Below are 19,487 nucleotides of genomic sequence, written 5' to 3'. Positions count from 1 at the left end.
ACTGATTGAATGAGGATGGGCGGCTTCGGCCGCCCATTTTCGTTTCAGGTCTCTGTTCAGACCGGTGGACGCCAGCCGACTTCGACAAGAATGTTACCGGGCGCGGTGCAATAGAAGAGCCAGCCGCCGCGAATGGCGGCAGGCGGCCCTGAGACAGCGGCGCCGTCCGCTGCCAGGCGGCCATGAAGCCCATCGACATCCGACCTTTCAGCAAGAATAAAGCCGATATGATAGGTTTGTCGCTGCAGCTCGACCTGATCGGCACCGCCGAATTTTGGCAACGGGCGACTGAGAACGACCTCCGTGCCCTGGTCGTCGTAGAGGATCGCCCGGCCGATCCGTTCGTTCATATCCCGCAATTCGAGAGCGAAATTCCGCCGAAAGAAATCCGCCGTAGCGGCAATATCGGGCACGTAGAAATCAAGATGGTTCAAACGCATGACTGTCTCCTTTGAGAATAAAATCCCGGAGGAGTGCGTCTTTTAACGCTCCGCATGCCGCCGGGACCCCGCATTCGCATGCGGGCCACGTCGCGGGTTCTCGTGTGAAACACGGAGCAGAGCTTCCCATGGTGGGAGGGACCGGGCTTACCTTATCCAGTCCTGCCTTTTTCGACATTGYCGCTCGAGCAGATCGATCCAAGAGCGGCAATATTGGCCGGCCGAGTCACTTTCGCCAAGCARTAAGCTTTTGGTCGCAAAACTCTTCTCGAAGGGTTGAAGAGACCGGTGCCGTTTGTGTCGTGAGCTTTTGACGATTTGAGGTAGAATGGCGCCGTGCTGCGGAAAGAAAGGCATCCAACATGAAACTGATCGCACTTGGCCTGATCAGCGCGCTGGCGCTCGCCGGCTGCACCACTGTCGAGTATAACGGTCCCGGTCTCGAACCCATTCCCGGCAGCATCACCTATAGCGGTCAGCCGCGTTCGAAGCTTACCAAGTCGCCAATCGGCTCGACCTTCCCGCACGATTTCATCGACCAGTTCGGCCGGCAGGTCGAGGAAACCTATATCATTCGCCCGGATCGCTCGCTTGCGATCGCGCATCGTCGATATCGGCCAATCACAATTTTCGGAAGAGATTGAGGGCTAGAAAGAATTGAGCTTGCAGTGGGCATGCTCGCATGCCCACTGCAAGATTTCTATTTTCGAGATCGCAGCCTAATGCCGGTCGTAATTCCGAACTGTATGCAACATACAATCATAACCGTGTACACGAGCCTTGGAGGCTCAAAGACGTAAACAAGTCCCCATCCCGCCACAACGAATGCGATGTAAAGATATAATGGCGTTAAATTGGACCTGCTCGATCTTGCGGCTCCCTCTCCAACGACAGAACTCTGCGCACGCCGCGCTATATTTCCTGGGGACGGCTTCGCCCATGTGAATTCTTCTGCAGCCGGTCCGGAACCTGTACCAAGCCCGGCAAACAGTATCCGGAGTTCCTCCGATTTATCGAAATCTTCCTCCTCCAAAATGCGAACTACGCGATGTCCGAACGGCGGCACCAATGCCTCAGGGAGGGTCCAAGGAAGATCAGAGGCCTTGTGGGTACGCGCAAATTCTCGCAACATTTCGGCTTCTTGAAGTGTTGCGCTGTCAACCTCTTCGCCGCTCCGTGGCTCCTGCCCGCGGTAAAAAATCTCCGATCGGCTATAAAAACCTGCGTTAACGCGCTCTACCAGCCGCTTTAACGCTAAACTCTCTTCCCCGAAGAAATCGGGATCTTCAAGCCGTTCCAGGGGTCCTGCCCGCCAGAAATAGCTTGCCGCAGTTGCCAAATCGCAGTCCGGCTGGGTCAGAATCCACTCGAATACATCTTCGGCGAAGTCAAAATTGAGCTCCAGGGCAATGGCATGGCGAGCATCCGGCGAACGGCCAGTCAACCAATCGATCATCGCGCGTTGTTCGGCATCGTAACTTTCAAACCTGTCGGTCATCGCTCTCCTCTGACTGCCGCCTCATCTATCTTCAAAGCGTATCCCGGCAATCAGCCGTCAAATGCTCAAGCTGGCCATATAAATTGGAGCATGTGTGATACTTACCTTGGCGGGATTGCCGGCGCGATAAGTCGCCATTTGCCTGCCCTCAGGATGACAGTGGAGGCTACCTGATAGTCGTCTAGCGCCACGGACAAGGAATTGGGCGCTGGCAGACTCTGTAAAATTCCGCTGTGAAGGTCGCTGGAGCGGGTGAAGGGAATCGAACCCTCGTATTCAGCTTGGGAAGCTGCTGCTCTGCCATTGAGCTACACCCGCCTGATGACTTGAGACTTCCAACAGATGGCGGTCGCTGTCAAGTCGCGGCGTCACCGCATATCAGATGCGGAAATGCTTCGAGAGCTTCAAGCCCTGGGCCTGATAGTTGGAGCCAAGACCTGAGCCATAGAGGCTCGAGGGCTGTTCCTGCATGTGTTCGTAGATCAGGCGGCCGACGATCTGGCCGTCTTCGAGGATGAACGGAACTTCGTGGCTGCGCACTTCGAGCACCGCGCGGCTGCCGCGACCGCCTGCCGGAGCATGGCCGAAACCGGGGTCGAAGAAGCCGGCATAGTGGACCCGGAATTCGCCGACGAGTGGGTCGAAGGGCGTCATTTCCGCCGCGTAGTGCGGGGGAACGTGTACGGCCTCGCGCGAGACCAGGATATAGAACTCGTCAGGGTCGAGGATCAGTTCGTTGCGGCCGCGGCTGTAGAGCGGTTCCCAGAAATCATAGATATCGTGCTGGGCCTTCTTGTCGACATCGACGACGGCGGTGTGATGCTTGCCGCGGTAGCCGATCAGGCCGTCCTTGTCGCCCGTCAGGTCGATCGACAACGCGATGCCGCCGCCGGAAATGTTCGGCTGCTTGGCTGCGACCAGCGTTTCCGTCTCGTGCAGTTTCAGAAGATCCGGCTCACCGAGTACCGATTGGCCGACGCGGAAGCGGATCTGCGAGAGACGCGAGCCGCGGCGCACGACGATCGGGAAGGTGCGCGGGCTGATTTCGAGATAGAGCGGCCCGGAATAGCCTGATGGGATCTTGTCGAATTCCTGCGCGTAATCGGTGATGACACGCGTGAAGATATCAAGGCGACCGGTCGAGCTTTTCGGATTGGCCGAGGCAGACATATTGGCCGGCAGATCGAGATGTTCCATCAGCGGCACGATATAGACGCAGCCGGTTTCCAGTACCGCGCCCTCGCCGAGGTCGATGACGTGCAGGCTCAGCCGATCGAGCTTGTCGGAAACGAGATGGGACGGGCCAGGCATGAAGCTGGCGCGCACCCGGAAAGCCTTGGCGCCCAGCCGCAGATCCAAGCTTGCCGGCTGGATCTGGTCGCGATCCAGCTCGCGTTCGCTTTGAAGGCGCCCGGTTTCAAACAGCGCGGCAATTGCGCGGTCAGCCAAAATTCCAGTTTCGCGAGCCATCATGCTCCATCCATATACTCGCGGAGACAAAACCAAAGTCGGGGAATTGACGCAAGCTTAGAACGGCAGTATTGCAAATTTATCCCGTGGTGATTTGGCCGGTCGGCTTGCAGCCACGTTAAACAAGTGGCTAAAAAGACCGGGTTGAAAACCGGTCTGCATTTGCGGCCGGTTTTTTTGTTGTTTGAAAGTGGTGATGGCATGAGCAAGACCTGGCGCCCAGCAACCCAACTCGTCCACGGCGGAACGCTCCGTTCGCAGTATGGCGAGACTTCAGAGGCAATCTATCTCACGCAGGGTTTCGTCTACGATACGTCCGAAGCAGCCGAAGCGCGCTTCAAGGGCGAGACGGACGGTTTCATCTATGCGCGATACGGCAGCCCCACCAATGACATGTTCGAAAAGCGCATGTGCATGCTGGAAGGCGCTGAAGACGCCCGCGCCACCGCTTCCGGCATGGCCGCTGTTACTGCTGCCATCCTCTGCCAGCTGAAGGCCGGCGATCATATCGTTGCTGCGCGCGCCCTCTTCGGCTCCTGCCGCTGGGTAGTTGAGACGCTTGCGCCGAAATACGGGATCGACTGCACGCTGATCGACGGTCGCGACCTCGAAAACTGGGAAAAGGCTATTACCCCAAAGACCAAGGTCTTCTTCCTGGAAAGCCCGACCAATCCGACGCTGGAGGTTGTCGACATCGCAGGTGTCGCCAAGCTCGCCAACCAGATCGGCGCAAAGGTCGTGGTCGACAACGTGTTTGCAACGCCGCTCTTCCAGAAGCCGCTGGAGCTCGGTGCCCATATCGTCGTCTATTCGGCGACCAAGCATATTGACGGCCAGGGCCGCTGCCTCGGCGGCGTCGTTCTCTCCGACAAGGAATGGATCGACGAGAACCTGCACGACTATTTCCGCCATACCGGCCCGGCCATGTCGCCCTTCAATGCGTGGACACTCCTGAAGGGCATCGAGACGCTGCCGCTCCGCGTCAAGCAGCAGACGCAGAATGCGGCTGATATCGCCGATTTCCTCGCCGATCAGGGCAAGGTCGCCAAGGTCATCTATCCCGGCCGCAAGGACCATCCGCAGGCCGATATCATCGCCAAGCAGATGTCGGGCGGCTCGACACTCGTCTGCTTCGAACTGAAGGACGGCAAGGAGGCGGCCTTCGCGCTGCAGAATGCGCTTGAGATCGTGAAAATCTCCAACAATCTCGGCGACTCCAAGAGCCTGATCACCCACCCGGCAACGACCACGCACAAGAACCTGACGGATGAGGCTCGCGCCGAACTCGGCATCTCGCCGGGCACGGTACGCCTGTCGGCCGGTATCGAAGATACGGACGATCTCATCGAGGATTTCGCTCGCGCTCTGGCCAAGGTTTCGGCCTGACATCAAGGCACGGCCGCCGGCAAACGCCGCGGCCGTCGCATTTGCCTTGAAATTAACACTGAGAGTTAGGCTTAATGAACGAAAGGCGGCCCAACTGAAGGTAGTGAGGCCGCGATCACTGTACCGTTTCTTGACGGAAGAGGCCTCGTATAAGATACGGGTAACGTATCCTGACTAAGGTGTAAGGCATGTATCGCGCCCTCACACGAGATATCGAAGTCGTTGTCGAGCCGTTTTATCTGGAGGAGCAATCCGATCCGGAAGACGATCGCTATGTCTGGGGTTATCGCGTGGTGATCAGCAACAACTCCGATATCGCCGTGCGTCTCGTCAACCGCTACTGGAACATTACCGACCAGAACGGGCAGATCGACGAGGTCAGCGGCCCCGGCGTCGTCGGCGAGCAGCCGCGGTTGCAGCCGGGCGATACCTATGAATATTCCTCCGGCTGCCCGCTGGATACGCCATCCGGCCTGATGTTTGGCCACTACCAGATGGAGACGGACGAAGGCGAGATGTTCGATGTCGACATACCCGCCTTCTCGCTCGATTCACCCGGCCTGCTCAGGGTGCTGAACTAAAGCGTAGCCTCGCTATTCGTGACGATGCGTCAATCTTGAGCCTTCAGTCGTCAATCTCTGTTAAAGTTCAAACGGATCCGAGGCGGTCTGAGCATCCGGTTTTGCATCGAATGGATCCTTTGATTGTGGCGGTTTCGACTGTTTGGCCAGGACAGCGTCAACGGCCTTCTGACAGGCGATCATCTCATCAATAGCCTTGACGGAGTTTTTCAGACTAAGGGCGACTATTCGCTTGCCGTTAAAATCGGCGCGAAAACCCAACTTGACGGCAAACTCGCTGACCAAGTTAGTATCTTTAAAATCAATGCGTAGTCCCTTTTCACCGTTAAAGACCACAGCGCTTGCATCGACAGTCCATTTGGAGCGGTCCAGATAGAGTTCGATCGGGTATTGCTTGCCTTCCTCCAACGATTTCCAATTGTCATTGACCATCAGAATATAAAAGGGATGGTCCTTATCGAGGAAATTGAAGCCAAGACGGAAAAGTGTACGATCCTCAAAGGCCGTCGCAACAAAGCAGGCGCTGCCCAAAGTCAGGTCGGCAGCCACCGTCCAGCCGCCGACTTCTTTCCATAGCATTGTCTCGTCACTGGCGAAGCTCGTTTGCGGCACCGCAGCTATCAGCGCGAGAAGCAAACACAACAGCTTCATTGGCACCCATCCCGTTTTCATAGCCCAACCAATGAAACGCATAGACACACAGTGACTACCGAAAGTCGAGTCACTGTGCTGTACCCTCGCCTGTTTATTGCTTCTCGTCTCTTCTAGTCAGGAAGACTAGATAAGCTGAGGCGTCAGTTCCTGCACCGGGAAGCGATAGGTCGTGGAGCAGAATTCGCAGGTCACCGCGATCTCGCCGTTTTCCTGGCTCGCCTCGATTTCCTCCGCGCTGAATCCCTTCAGCACGCCGCCGATCTTTTCGCGCGAACAGCTGCAACGATCGAAGACCGCCCGCGGATCGTAGACACGCACGCCGCGTTCGTGGAAGAGGCGGAAGAGCAGGCGTTCCGTGCCGACCTGCGGATCGGTCAGTTCGTCAGCATCGACCGTTTCAACGAGCGAGCGGGCCTCCGTCCAGGCATCATCCTCAACATGGGCGCGCGTAGCCGTGTCGCCATCGCCGCCATGAAGATCGGGCTGGCGCATACGCTCCGGCGCTTCCGGCAGGAACTGGGCGACGAGGCCCCCTGCCCGCCAGCGGTGACGCGGCTTGCCGTTCTCGTCGCGGTCGAAGAGTTCGGCAGCGGCAAGGCGCACACGTGTCGGGATCTGTTCCGACTGGCGGAAATAGACACCGGCTATGTCTTCCAGCGAGGTACCGTCAAGCGCGACGATGCCCTGATAGGGCTGGCTGAACTTGCCCTGGTCGATGGTGAAGGCGAGCACGCCCTTGCCGAGCAGCTGTTCCGGCTCCGTTTCGCCTGCTGCAATCGCCTTGTCGAGCAAGGCCTGATCGAAGCGGGCGTAGGCCCGGACATTTTCCGGCGTGGAGAAATCGGCGACCAGTAGATCGACGGGACCGTCGCTTTTGGTCTGGACCGTGAATTTGCCCTCGAACTTCAGCGAGGTGCCGAGCAGCACGGTGAGCACCACCACTTCCGCCAGAAGGCGGGCGACGGGCATGGGATAGTGATGGCGCTCGAGGATCGAATCCAGCATCGGGCCGAGCTGGACGGCGCGACCGCGCACATCCAGCCCTTCCACCTGGAAGGGGACGACATGATCATCGCCGGCGAAATCGAACTCGCCGAGGGCGGCGGCAGCTTCTGCCATGGCTTTCACTCCTGTTCTGTCAGAGCAGCCGGCTAGCGCACCGGCTGCTTGCGCAGCCGCGAGTTTTGGACTCGCGACATCCGATTATGGTTCAGATCGCGCCCAGGCACCAAGCAAGAATCGACTTCTGCGCATGAAGACGGTTTTCCGCCTCATCGAAGACCACGGACTGCGGGCCATCGATCACCTCATCCGTCACCTCCTCGCCGCGGTGGGCGGGAAGGCAATGCATGAACAATGCATCTTTGCCGGCCTGCGCCATCAAATGCGCATTGACCTGATAAGGCTGGAAGACATTGTGACCACGGGCCCGATGTTCCTGATTCATGGAGACCCAGGTATCGGTCACCACACAATCGACGCCGGCGACCGCACGGTCAGCATCATGGTAAAGCATGATTTCGGCGCCCTCATTGCGGGCCCAGTTCAGATAGTGATCCTTCGGCTCGGAACCAAGGGGTACCGCCATGTTCATGCGGTAGCCGAAACGGGCAGCCCCTTCCACGAGGGAATGCAGCACGTTGTTGCCGTCGCCGGTCCAGGCGATCGTCTTGCCCTTGATCGGGCCGCGATGCTCTTCGAAGGTCATGATATCAGCCATGATCTGGCAGGGATGGGTGTCATCGGTCAGGGCGTTGATAACGGGCACCGTGGCATGCTCGGCTAGCTCCAGCATCCGGCTGTGCTCGGTCGTACGGATCATGATGGCATCGACATAGCGCGACAGGACCTTGGCCGTGTCGCCGATGGTCTCGGCGCGGCCGAGCTGCATTTCAGTACCCGACAGGAACAGCGTCTCGCCGCCGAGCTGGCGCATGCCGACGTCGAAGGAGACGCGGGTGCGGGTCGACGGTTTCTCGAAGATCATGGCCAGCATCTTGCCGGCGAGCGGCTTGTCGGCGGAACCGGCCTTGAATGCCTGCTTTCGCACCTTGGCATCGTCCATGATGGTTCTGAGGTCGGAAGCGGTGACTGCGGAGAGATCGAGAAAGTGTTTGGGGGAAGCCATTGTTCGTTACCTGCTACGCCCGCCAGCGGGCGGGGCAATGTCCTATCAAGCGGTCTTCTTGACCTTGGCGGCACGGATGCTTTCGGCAGCGCGTTCGAGACGGGAAAGCCCCTCGCGCGCCTCCTCGGCGGTTACGACCAGCGGCGGCAGCAGGCGGATGACATTGTCGCCCGCCGGGATCGCCAGAAGGTGTGCTGCGCGAATTTCCTTCAGCAGTTCCGCCGAGGGGATGGCAGCCTTGACGCCGAGCAGCAGACCTTCGCCCCTGATATCTTCGATCACATCAGGATAACGATCCTTGAGCGAGGCAAGGCCCTGACGGAAGACCAGGGTGACATCGCGCACGTGCTGCAGGAAGCCCTCGGCAAGGATGACATCGAGAACCGCGTTGCCGACGGCCATGGCCAGCGGATTGCCGCCATAGGTGGAACCATGCGTGCCGGCCTTCATGCCGGAGGCTGCTTCTGCGGTCGCGAGGCAGGCGCCGAGCGGGAAGCCGCCGCCGATGCCCTTCGCAACAGCCATGATATCGGGCGTGACACCCGACCATTCATGGGCGAAGAGCTTGCCGGTGCGGCCGACGCCGGTCTGAACTTCATCGAGAATGAGGAGCAGACCATGCTCATCGCAGAGCTGGCGGAGCGCCTTCATGAATTCAGGCGTCACCGGGCGCACGCCACCTTCACCCTGCACGGGTTCGATGAGGATGCCGGCCGTCTTGTCGGTAATCGCGGCACGTACCGCCTCGACATCGCCGAAAGGAACCTGGTCGAAACCGGGGGTCTTGGGGCCGAAACCTTCGAGATATTTTTCCTGGCCGCCGGCTGCGATCGTCGCCAGCGTGCGGCCGTGGAAGGCGCCTTCGAAGGTGATGATATGGAAACGTTCCGGATGACCCTTGGAGAACTGGTAGCGGCGCGCCGTCTTGATGGCGCATTCGAGCGCCTCGGCGCCGGAATTGGTGAAGAACACCTTGTCGGCGAAGGTGGCCCCGGTCAGGCGGTTGGCAAGCTTCTCCTGGCCGGGGATCTCATAGACGTTGGAGAGGTGCCAGACCTTGTCAGCCTGATCCCTGAGAGCAGCCACGACATGCGGATTGCCGTGTCCGACAGAGGTGACGGCAACGCCCGCGCCAAAATCCAGATATCGCTCGCCGGTTTCGGTGATCAGCCAGACGCCTTCACCTCGCTCGAACCGCAGCGGGGCACGAGAATAGGTATCATAAAGCGGCGAGGCTTCAGCCATGGCGCGATCTCCTTCAATCAGGCTCTGAGGCAACGGACTCCGGCTAAGAAAACCAGGTCCGAAAAATTAAAAATGCCGCCTTTCGGCGGCCTGAAGCACTATTTACTTTTCGCACTGCAATGTCAACAAAACTGAGGATTTAGCGCATGCGTCAAGCCTGCAATCCGCATTACAGGTCTATCAACAGCTAATGTTGCAGAAATGACTCTCCCGGGAAGCAAGTTGGGGAAAACTACGAATTCGGATTCATCGGATTCCTGCGACTCTTGTCACAGAGTCAGGCTCACACTAGGTTAAAGTTCAATTACTAGACTGCATGCGGCGGAACTAGTCACCAAAATTGATCAGGCGTTTCTTGCTTCGGAGGCTTCCGAGGCAACGGTGAGGGATTCTGCCATCACCAACGCGAAAGGTGGAGACAGGGCATGAACTGGACAGACGAGCGTGTCGAAAAGCTCAAGAAGCTTTGGTCGGAGGGACTGAGTGCCAGCCAGATCGCTGCGCAACTTGGCGGAGTAAGTAGAAACGCTGTTATCGGCAAGGTTCACCGGCTCAGTCTTCCCGGCCGCGCCAAGGCCGGCGGAACCGCAACCACGGCGCGTGCGCCCAAGCGCAACACCTCTGCGCCCCGCGCCCCGAACTATGCATCTCGCATCGCCACCCGCACCGTGACGCGCCAGCAGGGCGCAACGATGCTGAAGGAAGAGATCGAGATCGAAACGGTCGAGGAAATGGAATACGTGCCGGCCAAAAACGTGGTCGTGCCTATTTCGCGCCGCCTCGGCCTGACGGAACTGACGGAGCGCACCTGCAAGTGGCCGGTCGGCGATCCGCTGAAGGACGATTTCTACTTCTGCGGCTGCGACTCCCCGGATTCATCGCCCTATTGCAACTACCACCAGCGTCTCGCCTATCAGCCGGTGAGCGAACGCCGCAAGGCTGTCCGGGTCGCCTAATCCGCGATCTTCCAACAGACGCGATGTATCATCACCCCTCCTCGCCTTGCGCGGAGGGGTGATTTTTTAGCCGGCACAGGAACGGCGGAAAACGGTTCCTGACCACGATCTGCGGAAGGCCGATCTCTGCCTGCATCCACCTGCCTGACAATACGAACTTATGTGGCCAAGACCATCGATGCGTTTCAGCCCCAGGGCTGGCATGGACCGGTGGGTCATAGCGCTGTAGCGCGATATTCTGATACAGATGCGGTATTCTGGTCGAGTAGCACGGCGCACATAGTCGCTTGGGGGTGCCAATGGAGATCGATCCAAAGCGGATGACAATGGGGTTCGTCGGGGCGGGCACGATTACCGAGGCTGTCGTCACCGGATTGGGCAAGACAGCGTTTCGCGACGCACCCATCGCGCTGTCACCTCGTAACGCAGGCGTCGCCTCCCGGCTCGCGGCGGCAAACGGGAATGTGTCTATCGCTGTGGGCAACCAGGATGTTCTCGACCGCTCCGATCTCGTATTTTTGGCAGTGAGGCCGCAAATTGCCGAGGAGGTCATCCGCTCGCTTCGATTTCGGCCGGGCCACCATGTCATCAGCTTTGTCGCGGCTACGCCAATGGATCAACTGCTGGCGTGGATCGATCGGCCGGTTCGCCTGAGCCTGGCAATTCCACTTCCGTTCGTCGCCGATCTCCAGGGGGCGACTGCGATCTACCCGCCCGACGAGGTCTCCCACACCCTCTTTTCGGCGCTCGGAACGGCGATCCAGGTTGAAGACAAGCAGGAGTTCGAACTTCTCGCGGTGGCGAGCTGCCTGATGGCCAGCTATTTCGGCATCCTGGACGCGACGTCGACCTGGCTGCAGAGCAAGGGGCTCTCGGGAACGGCTGGCGACGCCTACCTCCGTCAATTGTTTTCCGGCCTCGCCCATGCTGCCCGTTCAAAACCTGTCGCGAGTTTCGATGAACTCATCGGCGAGCATTCGACCAAGGGCGGATTGAACGAACAGGTGCTCGAAGACTTTCGTGCGTTTGGCGGCACTGCGGCTCTGCAAAAGGCTCTTGATCGAATTCTTGTGCGCATCCGTCTGTAAAAAGCAGATCCTTTCGAGGTTCGCTTTCGGCGCCTGGTGTCGGCTTTCGTAAGGAGCTAGGGGTGCCAGATAGACAAACGGGCCGCCCGGCAAGCGAGCGACCCGTCTGGACCTCCGATCACTCGGATTAAGCTTAAGCTTCCATGGAATATCCCGCGCCGCGCACGGTGCGGATGACATCCTGCATGTTGGAGAAATTCAGCGCCTTGCGCAGGCGGCCGACATGGACGTCGACGGTGCGCTCGTCCACGTAAATATCATGGCCCCAGACGCCGTCGAGAAGCTGCGAGCGGGAGAAGACGCGGCCCGGCGAGGACATCAGGAATTCCAGCAGGCGGAATTCGGTCGGGCCGAGGCGGACTTCGCGGCTCTTGCGATGGACGCGGTGCGTTTCGCGATCGAGCTCGATATCACCACATTTCAGAACGGTGGAGAGCACCTCGGGACGGGCGCGTCGGAGCATCGCCTTGACGCGGGCGACGAGTTCCGGCGTGGAGAAGGGCTTGACGACATAGTCGTCCGCGCCGGTCGAAAGACCGCGAACGCGCTCGCTCTCTTCACCGCGCGCCGTCAGCATGATGATCGGCAGGCGCTCGGTTTCCGGCCGCATGCGCAGCCGGCGGCAGAGCTCGATGCCGGAAACGCCCGGCAGCATCCAGTCAAGGATGAGCAGGTCCGGCGTGCGCTCCTGAAGCCGGATTTCGGCTTCGTCGCCACGAAGGATCGTATCCACCTCGAAACCTTCGGCTTCGAGGTTGTAGCGGAGAAGCACGCTCAGCGCCTCTTCATCTTCAACAACTGCAACTCTTGGGATCATGCGTGTCAGTCTCCTAATGCATGATCCTTAAACCGGGGGTGATTTAAGCAAGGGACCATGCAAGACTCGGAATTGGCTGCGACCCTTGCGCGCCCCGACGGGGCGCGCACGCAATCGGCAGGTCCGGATTACTCCGTGACCGCACCAACGGTATTGGAGCTGTCGTCCTTCGGACGCTCGCCCTCCGGCTGGGCGCCGGTTGCCATGTAGTAGATCGTCTCGGCGATGTTGGTCGCGTGGTCGCCGATGCGCTCGATGTTCTTGGCGCAGAAGAGAAGATGCGTGCAGCTCGTGATGTTGCGCGGATCTTCCATCATGTAGGTGAGGAGTTCGCGGAACAGCGAGGTGTACATCGCGTCGATCTCGTCGTCGCGCTCGCGGATGGACTTGGCCTTGTCGGCCGAGCGATTGGTGTAGACGTCGAGCACTTCCTTAAGCTGGACCAGCGCCAGTTCGGAGAGATGCTCGAGACCGCGGGCGAGCTTGCGCGGAACGCCGGTGCTCTGCACCGCGATGACGCGCTTTGCCGTGTTCTTGCCGAGATCGCCGACGCGCTCGAGGTCGGCGGCGATGCGGATCGAACCCATGATCTCGCGAAGGTCGGAGGCCATCGGCTGGCGGCGGGCGATCGTGACGATCGCCTTGTCGTTGATCTCGCGTTCAGCGTGATCGAGGATCACGTCGTCGGAAATGACCTTCTGAGCGAGTGCGGTGTCACCGTTGACCAGCGCGCGAATTGCGTCGGCGCCCATCTGTTCGGCAAGACCACCCATCTCGGAAATGCGCCGGGACAGGAACTTCAGATCGTCGTCATAGGCGGAAAAAATATGTGTCGATGCCATGGGGCTTTGTCCTCGAAAATCGGGAAGGCTTCACATTGCCAAAATCAGCCGAACCGGCCCATGATATAGTCCTGGGTGCGCGGATCGTCCGGATTGGTGAACATCTTGTCAGTATCGTTTTCCTCGACCAGGTTGCCGAGGTGGAACATGGCCGTACGCTGTGATACGCGCGCGGCCTGCTGCATGGAATGCGTCACAATGACGATCGTGTAGTTTTCACGCAGCTCGTGGATCAGCTCTTCGACCTTTGCAGTCGCGATCGGGTCGAGCGCCGAGCAGGGCTCGTCCATCAGGATGACTTCCGGGCTGACGGCGACAGCGCGTGCGATGCACAGACGCTGCTGCTGACCACCGGAAAGGCCGGTACCGGATTCATGCACGCGGTCCTTGACCTCGTTCCAGAGGCCGGCGCGCTGCAGGCTGGTCTCGACGATCTGGTCGAGGTCGGCCTTGGACTTTGCCAGACCGTGAATGCGCGGGCCGTAGGAGACGTTTTCATAGATCGTCTTCGGGAACGGGTTCGGCTTCTGGAACACCATGCCGACGCGGGCGCGGAGTTCGACGACGTCGATATCGGGATCGTAGATATCATCCGTGTCGAGCGTGATCTTGCCGGTCACGCGGCAGCCGTCGATCGTGTCGTTCATGCGGTTCAGCGAACGCAGGAAGGTGGACTTGCCGCAGCCCGAGGGGCCGATCAGCGCGGTCACGGTGTTTTCGCGGATGTTCAGATTGACATCGAAAAGCGCACGCTTCTCGCCGTAATAAACGGAGACATCCTGACCGATCATCTTATACGGAACGTTGCTCATTTTCTGGTCCAGCGCCTTCTCGACTGCGGCTTCCGTCAACATGTTCATGATCTTTACTCCGTTTACCAGCGGCGCTCAAAGCGACGACGCAAGAGGATAGCTCCGATGTTCATGACGATCAGGAACAGGAGCAGGACGATGATGGCACCCGAGGTTCTTTCCACGAATGCGCGCTCGGCTTCGTTGGCCCACATGTAGACCTGAACCGGAAGTGCCGTGGAGGGATCGAGCGGAGTGGCCGGCGCCTGGGCGACGAAGGCGACCATGCCGATCAGGAGCAGCGGCGCAGTTTCGCCGAGTGCGTGGGCAAGGCCGATGATCGTGCCGGTCAGGATGCCGGGCATTGCAAGCGGCAGCACATGGTGGAACACCATCTGCATCTTCGAGGCGCCAAGGCCGAGGGCTGCCGAGCGGATCGACGGCGGTACGGCGCGCAGCGCCGCACGCGTCGCGATGATGATCGTCGGAAGCGTCATCAGGGTCAGCACCAGGCCCCCGACGAGCGACGCCGAACGCGGCAGGCCGGCGAAGTTGATGAAGACCGACAATCCGAGCAGACCGTAGACGATCGACGGAACGGCGGCGAGGTTGTTGATGTTGACCTCGATCAGATCCGTCAGCTTGTTCTTCGGCGCGAATTCCTCGAGGTAGATCGAGGCAGCGACGCCGATCGGCAACGAAAGGGCAAGCACGATGAGCATCAGGTAGAGCGAGCCGATGAGGGCGACGCCGAGACCTGCTGCTTCCGGACGGCTGGAATTGCCGTTGACGAAGAGGCCGGTGTTGAACGTCTTGTGGAGAGCACCGCTCGCCTTCAGCTCGTTCATCCAGGCAACCTGCTTGTCGTTGACCTTGCGGTTCTTCTCATCGACCGAAAGGTTGATCTGGCCTTTGTTGGCACTGTCGATATTGGCATCTGCAAGCACCGTGACATTGACGGTCTTGCCGATGATCGACGGGTCGGCAACGACCATGTCGCGCAACTGGATCGGCGCACCCTTGGACAGCATGGCGGATGCGTCGCGCACGTCAGGACGGCTCGATGCATTGATGCCGAGCTGCTTGACGATCGCGTCGCGCAGCAGAACCGGATAGTTGGCAGCGACCAGCACCGAGGGGTCGGTTGCACGCTTGTTGTCCGGGTCGAGCGTCTTCTCGGCGAACTCGATCGGCAGCGTGATCGACGTCTGCTGGAAGGCCGTATAGCCGTTGCTGATGACCGTCCAGAGCAGGATGAAGAGGAAGATGAGGCCGAACGCTATGGCTGCTATGCCATAGGCCTGGAACCGGCGCTCGGCGGCATAGCGGCGCTTGATGCCGATATCGCGACGCGCGGGCGCCTTGGAAACGGTGACGCCGGCGACGGGGGAAACAATATTCGTCATTCGTACTGCTCCCGATATTTGCGCACGATGTAGAGCGCGTAAATGTTGAGGCAAAGCGTGATGCAGAACAGCGTGATGCCAAGTGCGAAGGCGACCAGCGTCTGCGGCGAGGTGAACTCAAGGTCGCCGGTCAACTGGTTGACGATCTTGACGGTCACGGTCGTCATCGGCTCGAAGGGATTGATCTGGATACGGGCGGCGACGCCGGCGGCCAGAACCACGATCATGGTTTCGCCGATAGCGCGGGAAGCCGTCATCAGCAGCGCGCCGACGATACCGGGAAGGGCTGCGGGCAGGACAACCTTCTTGATGGTTTCGGAGCGCGTGGCGCCGAGGCCGAGCGAACCGTCGCGCAGGGCACGCGGAACGGCGGTGATAATGTCATCCGACAGCGAGGAAACGTAAGGGATCAGCATGATGCCCATGACGATGCCGGCGGTGATGACGCTCTGCGCCTGGATGAAGTTCGTATAGTTACCGGTCAGGAGACCGCTGATCTGCGACGAGAAATCACGCAGGAACGGCCCGACGGTGACGAGCGCGAAGAAGCCGTAGACGATCGTCGGAATGCCGGCGAGCACTTCGAGAAGTGGCTTGGCGATCGAGCGGATCTTCGGAGAGGCGTATTCGGCCATATAGATGGCGGCAAAGAGGCCAACCGGCACGGCGACCAGCATGGCGACCAGGCCGATATAGAGCGTGCCGAGCAGGAGCGGGATAAGCCCGAACTGGCCGAAGGAGGAGCTGCCCGCACCGGCAAAGCGCGGATCCCAGACCGTTCCGAAGAAGAAGTCGACGAAGGGAACGACGGAGAAGAAACGGGCCGCTTCTGACAGCATCGAGAGAACGATGCCGATCGTCGTCAGAATGGCGATAGAGGATGCAACGAGCAGCGCCCAGAGCATGACACGCTCGACACGATTGCGGGCGCGGAAGCGCGGAGCAACCGAGCGCAACGCATAGAAGGCGCCTGCGACGGAAATGAGCAGAACGATCGCCGTCATGATGGTGCGGCTCGTCATGCTCTCAGAGTTCAGGGTCTTTGCGGCATCGATCATGTAAGGCTGCGGCTCGCCGGCGAGCGGCACACCCTTTTCACTGAGCTTTGCCTGCAAGCCCGCGGGATTGCCCGAGAGGGAGGAAACCTCATCCGAGGTCAGCAGGTTCATGCCGCGGGCAATGGTGGCGACCATGCTGTAGGCGAGATCCTGCTGGACGGCCGGCTGCGCCTTCACGTCGTCAGGAAAGGCGCCGCGAACGGAAGAAGAGATGATGCCCGGGCTGACAGCCAGCCAGACACACAGAACGATCAGGGACGGCAGAGCAGCCCAGATCGCGGCATAGGAGCCATAATAGGCCGGCCGCGAATGCAGGGCAGCAGATCTGCCTCCGGAAAGTGCGCTAGCGCGGCTGCGCGCAGCCACATAGGCAACGGCGCCGATCACCACCAGGCACAAGAGTATGATGGATGTGCTCATTCGTTACGTCCCCAGGCCCACAGCCCCCAAAGAACCCGGCAGCTCCAGGAGCGTGCCATCGGCTTCATTATCATGGAGAAGAAGTTCACCCGTCCGGCGCCCCGAATGGAGCCGGATGGATAAGGCGATGCCGGCGCGACGCCCCCCGAGCGTCGCGCCGGCAAAGTTCATTACATGGTCTTGCCAGCCTCTACGTCCTTGCGGATCGCGTCGCGCTCTGCATCCGGAGCAGCAACGAGACCGTATTCGGCGAGCGGGCCGTCAGGGCCGATCATCTGGTCGGATACGAAGAAGTTGACATATTCCTTCAGGCCCGGAACGGCGCCGAGATGTGCCTTCTTGACGTAGAAGAACAGCGGGCGGGAAACCGGGTAGGTGCCGTTAGCGATGGTTTCCGTCGACGGAACGATGCCGCTCATGGTCGCAACCTTGAGCTTGTCGGCATTGTTTTCATAGAAGGAGAGACCGAATACGCCAACRCCGGTCTTGTTGGCAGCGATGCGTGCCAGCGTTTCCGGATAGTCGCCGTCGATGTCAACGGCAGCGCCGTCCTTACGAACTGCGACGCAAGCCTTGCCCTGGGCAGCCTTGTCGGCGATTTCCTTGGCGATAACGTCGGTTGCGCCGGAAGCCTTGCAGCCAGCAGCGAGAACGTTCTGTTCGAAGACTTCGCGGGTGCCGTGCTTTTCGCCCGGGATGTAGGCAGCGATATCAACAGCCGGAAGCTTCGGGTTGACTTCGGACCACTTCTTGTACGGGTTGGCGACGAGCTTGCCGTCAACAACGACCTGGGCTGCGAGGGCCTTGTAGATGTCGGCCGGAACGTAGGCAACATCCGGGTTGGAAGAGTCGGTTGCGAAGACGATGCCGTCGTAGCCGATCTTGACTTCCTGGATGTCGGTTACGCCTGCAGCCTTGCAGGCTTCGGCTTCGCTCTTGTTGATCGGCCGCGAAGCGTTGGCAACGTCGATCGTGTCTTCACCGACGCCCTTGCAGAATTCCTTCAGACCAGCGCCCGTGCCGCCGGATTCGACGACCGGCGTCTTGAAGTTGGTGAAGGTTTCGCCGAAGGATTCGGCAACGATCTTTGCGTACGGCAGGACGGTGGACGAACCAGCAACCTGGATCTGGTCGCGGGCGACAGCAACGCCAGCGAAAGCGGCGGTTGCAGCGAGCGCGGCAACAGTAAGTTTAAAGGTGTTCATTTGAATCTCCCGGCATTTGGGCTTGTGTGAGTGCGGCCTCAAAGAGGCCCTCGCATTGCCTTTTTTCATCGGCAGGACTCTCTTAGCGCCTTAAGCACCGTCCTTTTATGTCAAATCGGTGAAACATTTATGACAGATTAAGCTATTGATTATTAAAGTAAAAATGCGACGCTTCAAAATAGTGTGCGACATATTGCGTCAGAAGCGCACCGTGAACTCGGTTCCCTTGCCCACCTCGGATTTAACGATCAGCCGTGCACGATGGCGCGTCAGAATATGCTTGACGATGGCAAGCCCGAGGCCGGTGCCCTTCTTCGAACGGCTGTCTTCAATGCTGACGCGATAGAAGCGCTCCGTCAGGCGCGGCACGTGTTCGGCGGGAATGCCGGGCCCCTTGTCGACAACGCTGACCTCGACGGGCTGGCCCGACCCGTTCTTCAACCAGACATCGACGATCTCGCCCTCCTGGCCGTATTTACAGGCGTTTTCCATCAGGTTTTCAAAGACCTGAACGAGCTCATCACGATCGCCCAGCACCTCGACCTTGCCCTCGGGCAGATGCAGGTTGATCGAGACGCCGACATCCCTTGCAAGCGGCAGAAGCGAGTCCCTGACGTGGCCGAGAAGCGGCACGAGATCCACCTTCTCGTCGGGAGCGATGTGCGATTTGAGTTCCAGCCTGGAGAGAGACAGGAGATCGTCGACAAGCCTGCTCATGCGTGTCGTCTGGTCGAACATGATGCCGAGGAAGCGCGCCTGCGCCTTCTGATCATTCTTTGCCGGGCCCTGGATGGTTTCGATGAAGCCGCGCAGCGAGGCAAGCGGCGTGCGCAGCTCGTGGCTTGCATTGGCGACGAAATCCGAGCGCATGCGATCGATGCGCCGAACCTCGGAAATATCGCGGAAGGAAAGGATGTAATAGCGCTCGTTGCGGCCGTCATCATCCTTGAATTCGACAGGAGCGCTGCGAACAATATAGACGCGCTCCGAAGGCAGCCGCTCGGAATGCTCGATCTGGTTCGGGGCGTTGGTGGCGATGGTCTCGCGCACCATGTCCAACACGCCTGGCGAACGCAACCGTGCCGATATATGGGAGCCGAGCGTCGCCTCGCCGAAGGCTTTTTCGGCCGCCCGGTTCTGAAACAGCACCGAGGCATCTTCCGAGAGCACCATGACCGGGATATCGAGGCCGGCCAGCGTGGCGGAGACTTCAGGCAGGCGGCTCGGAAGCACTTCGGGCTCGGGTTCGACCGGTTCGACGACATCGGGCCTGATGACCGGGGCCTCGTTGAAGAGCGAGGTGACGATCATGACGAGCAGCAGGGCGAATACGATCCATTTGTTCATGCCCGCAGCAAGCGCGACAAGCGCGCTCAGCAGCGTCGCCAGCAAAACCGGGCGTTCGCGCCGGATGCGCGCCAACAGGCTTTTTGTCCACGGCATTTGGTCTTCCAAACGGCCCCTCACGGCATCGATTCGTTTTTCTTCACATTCAAACTCTG

General features: G+C 59.6%; 19 protein-coding genes, 1 tRNA gene and 1 riboswitch. Of the genes, 5 read left to right on the top strand and 15 right to left on the bottom strand.

All coding sequences use genetic code 11. From position 1 onward, the window contains the following. Positions 1 to 56 precede the first annotated feature (56 nt). A complete protein-coding gene (locus tag AC1DF8_RS06650; RefSeq protein ID WP_477995385.1) occupies positions 57 to 440 on the bottom strand; it encodes a VOC family protein in 384 nt (127 codons plus the stop codon). Positions 441 to 802: 362 nt separating this feature from the next. Here AC1DF8_RS06650 and AC1DF8_RS06645 point away from each other — a divergent pair, with 362 nt between their 5' ends. Beyond that, complete coding sequence (locus AC1DF8_RS06645; RefSeq protein ID WP_112541671.1) at positions 803 to 1,084, top strand: hypothetical protein; 282 nt, start codon at positions 803 to 805, stop codon at positions 1,082 to 1,084. A gap of 56 nt (positions 1,085 to 1,140) precedes the next feature. Here AC1DF8_RS06645 and AC1DF8_RS06640 read toward each other — a convergent pair whose 3' ends face one another. The 3 genes from AC1DF8_RS06640 to AC1DF8_RS06630 all read right to left on the bottom strand — a co-directional run bounded on the left by AC1DF8_RS06640 (position 1,141) and on the right by AC1DF8_RS06630 (position 3,411). Beyond that, positions 1,141 to 1,938, bottom strand: coding sequence for a DUF4274 domain-containing protein (locus AC1DF8_RS06640; RefSeq protein ID WP_477995383.1), 798 nt, complete (start codon positions 1,936 to 1,938; stop codon positions 1,141 to 1,143). Between the two features lie 244 nt (positions 1,939 to 2,182). After that, positions 2,183 to 2,256: transfer RNA gene (locus AC1DF8_RS06635), tRNA-Gly, on the bottom strand. 60 nt (positions 2,257 to 2,316) lie between these two features. Next, positions 2,317 to 3,411 (bottom strand): 2'-deoxycytidine 5'-triphosphate deaminase, encoded by a 1,095-nt coding sequence (locus AC1DF8_RS06630; RefSeq protein ID WP_162732819.1) that lies wholly within the window; start codon positions 3,409 to 3,411, stop codon positions 2,317 to 2,319. Positions 3,412 to 3,484: 73 nt separating this feature from the next. Continuing rightward, a riboswitch (SAM riboswitch) is annotated at positions 3,485 to 3,563 on the top strand. A gap of 46 nt (positions 3,564 to 3,609) precedes the next feature. Here AC1DF8_RS06630 and AC1DF8_RS06625 point away from each other — a divergent pair. Both AC1DF8_RS06625 and apaG read left to right on the top strand, forming a co-directional pair. Beyond that, complete coding sequence (locus AC1DF8_RS06625) at positions 3,610 to 4,794, top strand: O-succinylhomoserine sulfhydrylase (protein WP_477995380.1); 1,185 nt, start codon at positions 3,610 to 3,612, stop codon at positions 4,792 to 4,794. 188 nt (positions 4,795 to 4,982) lie between these two features. After that, positions 4,983 to 5,375: a Co2+/Mg2+ efflux protein ApaG gene (apaG, locus tag AC1DF8_RS06620; RefSeq protein WP_112541673.1), complete on the top strand. Its 393-nt coding sequence runs from the start codon at positions 4,983 to 4,985 to the stop codon at positions 5,373 to 5,375. 60 nt (positions 5,376 to 5,435) lie between these two features. Here apaG and AC1DF8_RS06615 read toward each other — a convergent pair whose 3' ends face one another. The 4 genes from AC1DF8_RS06615 to AC1DF8_RS06600 form a co-directional block, all read right to left on the bottom strand. Further along, positions 5,436 to 6,026 carry a hypothetical protein gene (locus tag AC1DF8_RS06615; protein WP_113146934.1) on the bottom strand — a complete coding sequence of 197 codons (591 nt, stop codon included), beginning with the start codon at positions 6,024 to 6,026 and terminating at the stop codon, positions 5,436 to 5,438. A 126-nt stretch (positions 6,027 to 6,152) separates the two neighbouring features. Further along, positions 6,153 to 7,148 carry an Hsp33 family molecular chaperone gene (locus AC1DF8_RS06610; RefSeq protein ID WP_113013014.1) on the bottom strand — a complete coding sequence of 332 codons (996 nt, stop codon included), beginning with the start codon at positions 7,146 to 7,148 and terminating at the stop codon, positions 6,153 to 6,155. A gap of 91 nt (positions 7,149 to 7,239) precedes the next feature. Next, complete coding sequence (argF, locus tag AC1DF8_RS06605; protein ID WP_112541676.1) at positions 7,240 to 8,157, bottom strand: ornithine carbamoyltransferase; 918 nt, start codon at positions 8,155 to 8,157, stop codon at positions 7,240 to 7,242. Between the two features lie 45 nt (positions 8,158 to 8,202). Next, positions 8,203 to 9,402, bottom strand: coding sequence for an acetylornithine transaminase (locus AC1DF8_RS06600; RefSeq protein ID WP_477995377.1), 1,200 nt, complete (start codon positions 9,400 to 9,402; stop codon positions 8,203 to 8,205). Positions 9,403 to 9,827: 425 nt separating this feature from the next. Between AC1DF8_RS06600 and AC1DF8_RS06595 the strand changes: the two genes are divergently transcribed. Continuing rightward, complete coding sequence (locus AC1DF8_RS06595) at positions 9,828 to 10,358, top strand: GcrA family cell cycle regulator (RefSeq protein WP_112969922.1); 531 nt, start codon at positions 9,828 to 9,830, stop codon at positions 10,356 to 10,358. A gap of 299 nt (positions 10,359 to 10,657) precedes the next feature. After that, positions 10,658 to 11,446 carry a pyrroline-5-carboxylate reductase gene (locus AC1DF8_RS06590; RefSeq protein WP_477995375.1) on the top strand — a complete coding sequence of 263 codons (789 nt, stop codon included), beginning with the start codon at positions 10,658 to 10,660 and terminating at the stop codon, positions 11,444 to 11,446. 133 nt (positions 11,447 to 11,579) lie between these two features. On the opposite strand, the gene phoB is transcribed toward AC1DF8_RS06590, so the two are convergent. From phoB to phoR, 7 genes are all read right to left on the bottom strand, one after another. After that, a complete protein-coding gene (phoB, locus tag AC1DF8_RS06585; RefSeq protein WP_003570612.1) occupies positions 11,580 to 12,263 on the bottom strand; it encodes a phosphate regulon transcriptional regulator PhoB in 684 nt (227 codons plus the stop codon). Positions 12,264 to 12,391: 128 nt separating this feature from the next. Then, entirely contained in the window at positions 12,392 to 13,105 is a 714-nt protein-coding gene (phoU, locus tag AC1DF8_RS06580; RefSeq protein WP_477995373.1) for a phosphate signaling complex protein PhoU, read from the bottom strand. A 44-nt stretch (positions 13,106 to 13,149) separates the two neighbouring features. After that, complete coding sequence (pstB, locus tag AC1DF8_RS06575; RefSeq protein WP_003588779.1) at positions 13,150 to 13,965, bottom strand: phosphate ABC transporter ATP-binding protein PstB; 816 nt, start codon at positions 13,963 to 13,965, stop codon at positions 13,150 to 13,152. A gap of 14 nt (positions 13,966 to 13,979) precedes the next feature. Further along, positions 13,980 to 15,302, bottom strand: a complete 1,323-nt coding sequence (gene pstA, locus AC1DF8_RS06570) for a phosphate ABC transporter permease PstA (RefSeq protein ID WP_112541680.1) — start codon at positions 15,300 to 15,302, stop codon at positions 13,980 to 13,982. Further along, positions 15,299 to 16,780, bottom strand: coding sequence for a phosphate ABC transporter permease subunit PstC (gene pstC, locus AC1DF8_RS06565; RefSeq protein WP_112541681.1), 1,482 nt, complete (start codon positions 16,778 to 16,780; stop codon positions 15,299 to 15,301). The genes pstA and pstC overlap by 4 nt, the downstream gene beginning before the upstream one ends. A 170-nt stretch (positions 16,781 to 16,950) precedes the next feature. After that, on the bottom strand, positions 16,951 to 17,985 hold the full coding sequence (locus AC1DF8_RS06560) for a substrate-binding domain-containing protein (protein WP_112541682.1): 1,035 nt from the start codon (positions 17,983 to 17,985) through the stop codon (positions 16,951 to 16,953). Between the two features lie 198 nt (positions 17,986 to 18,183). Further along, positions 18,184 to 19,407: a phosphate regulon sensor histidine kinase PhoR gene (gene phoR / locus AC1DF8_RS06555; RefSeq protein WP_112541988.1), complete on the bottom strand. Its 1,224-nt coding sequence runs from the start codon at positions 19,405 to 19,407 to the stop codon at positions 18,184 to 18,186. Positions 19,408 to 19,487 lie beyond the last annotated feature (80 nt).

This window comes from Rhizobium sp. 05N49 (assembly GCF_056396805.1).
This window is presented reverse-complemented; position numbering and strand designations above follow the sequence as displayed.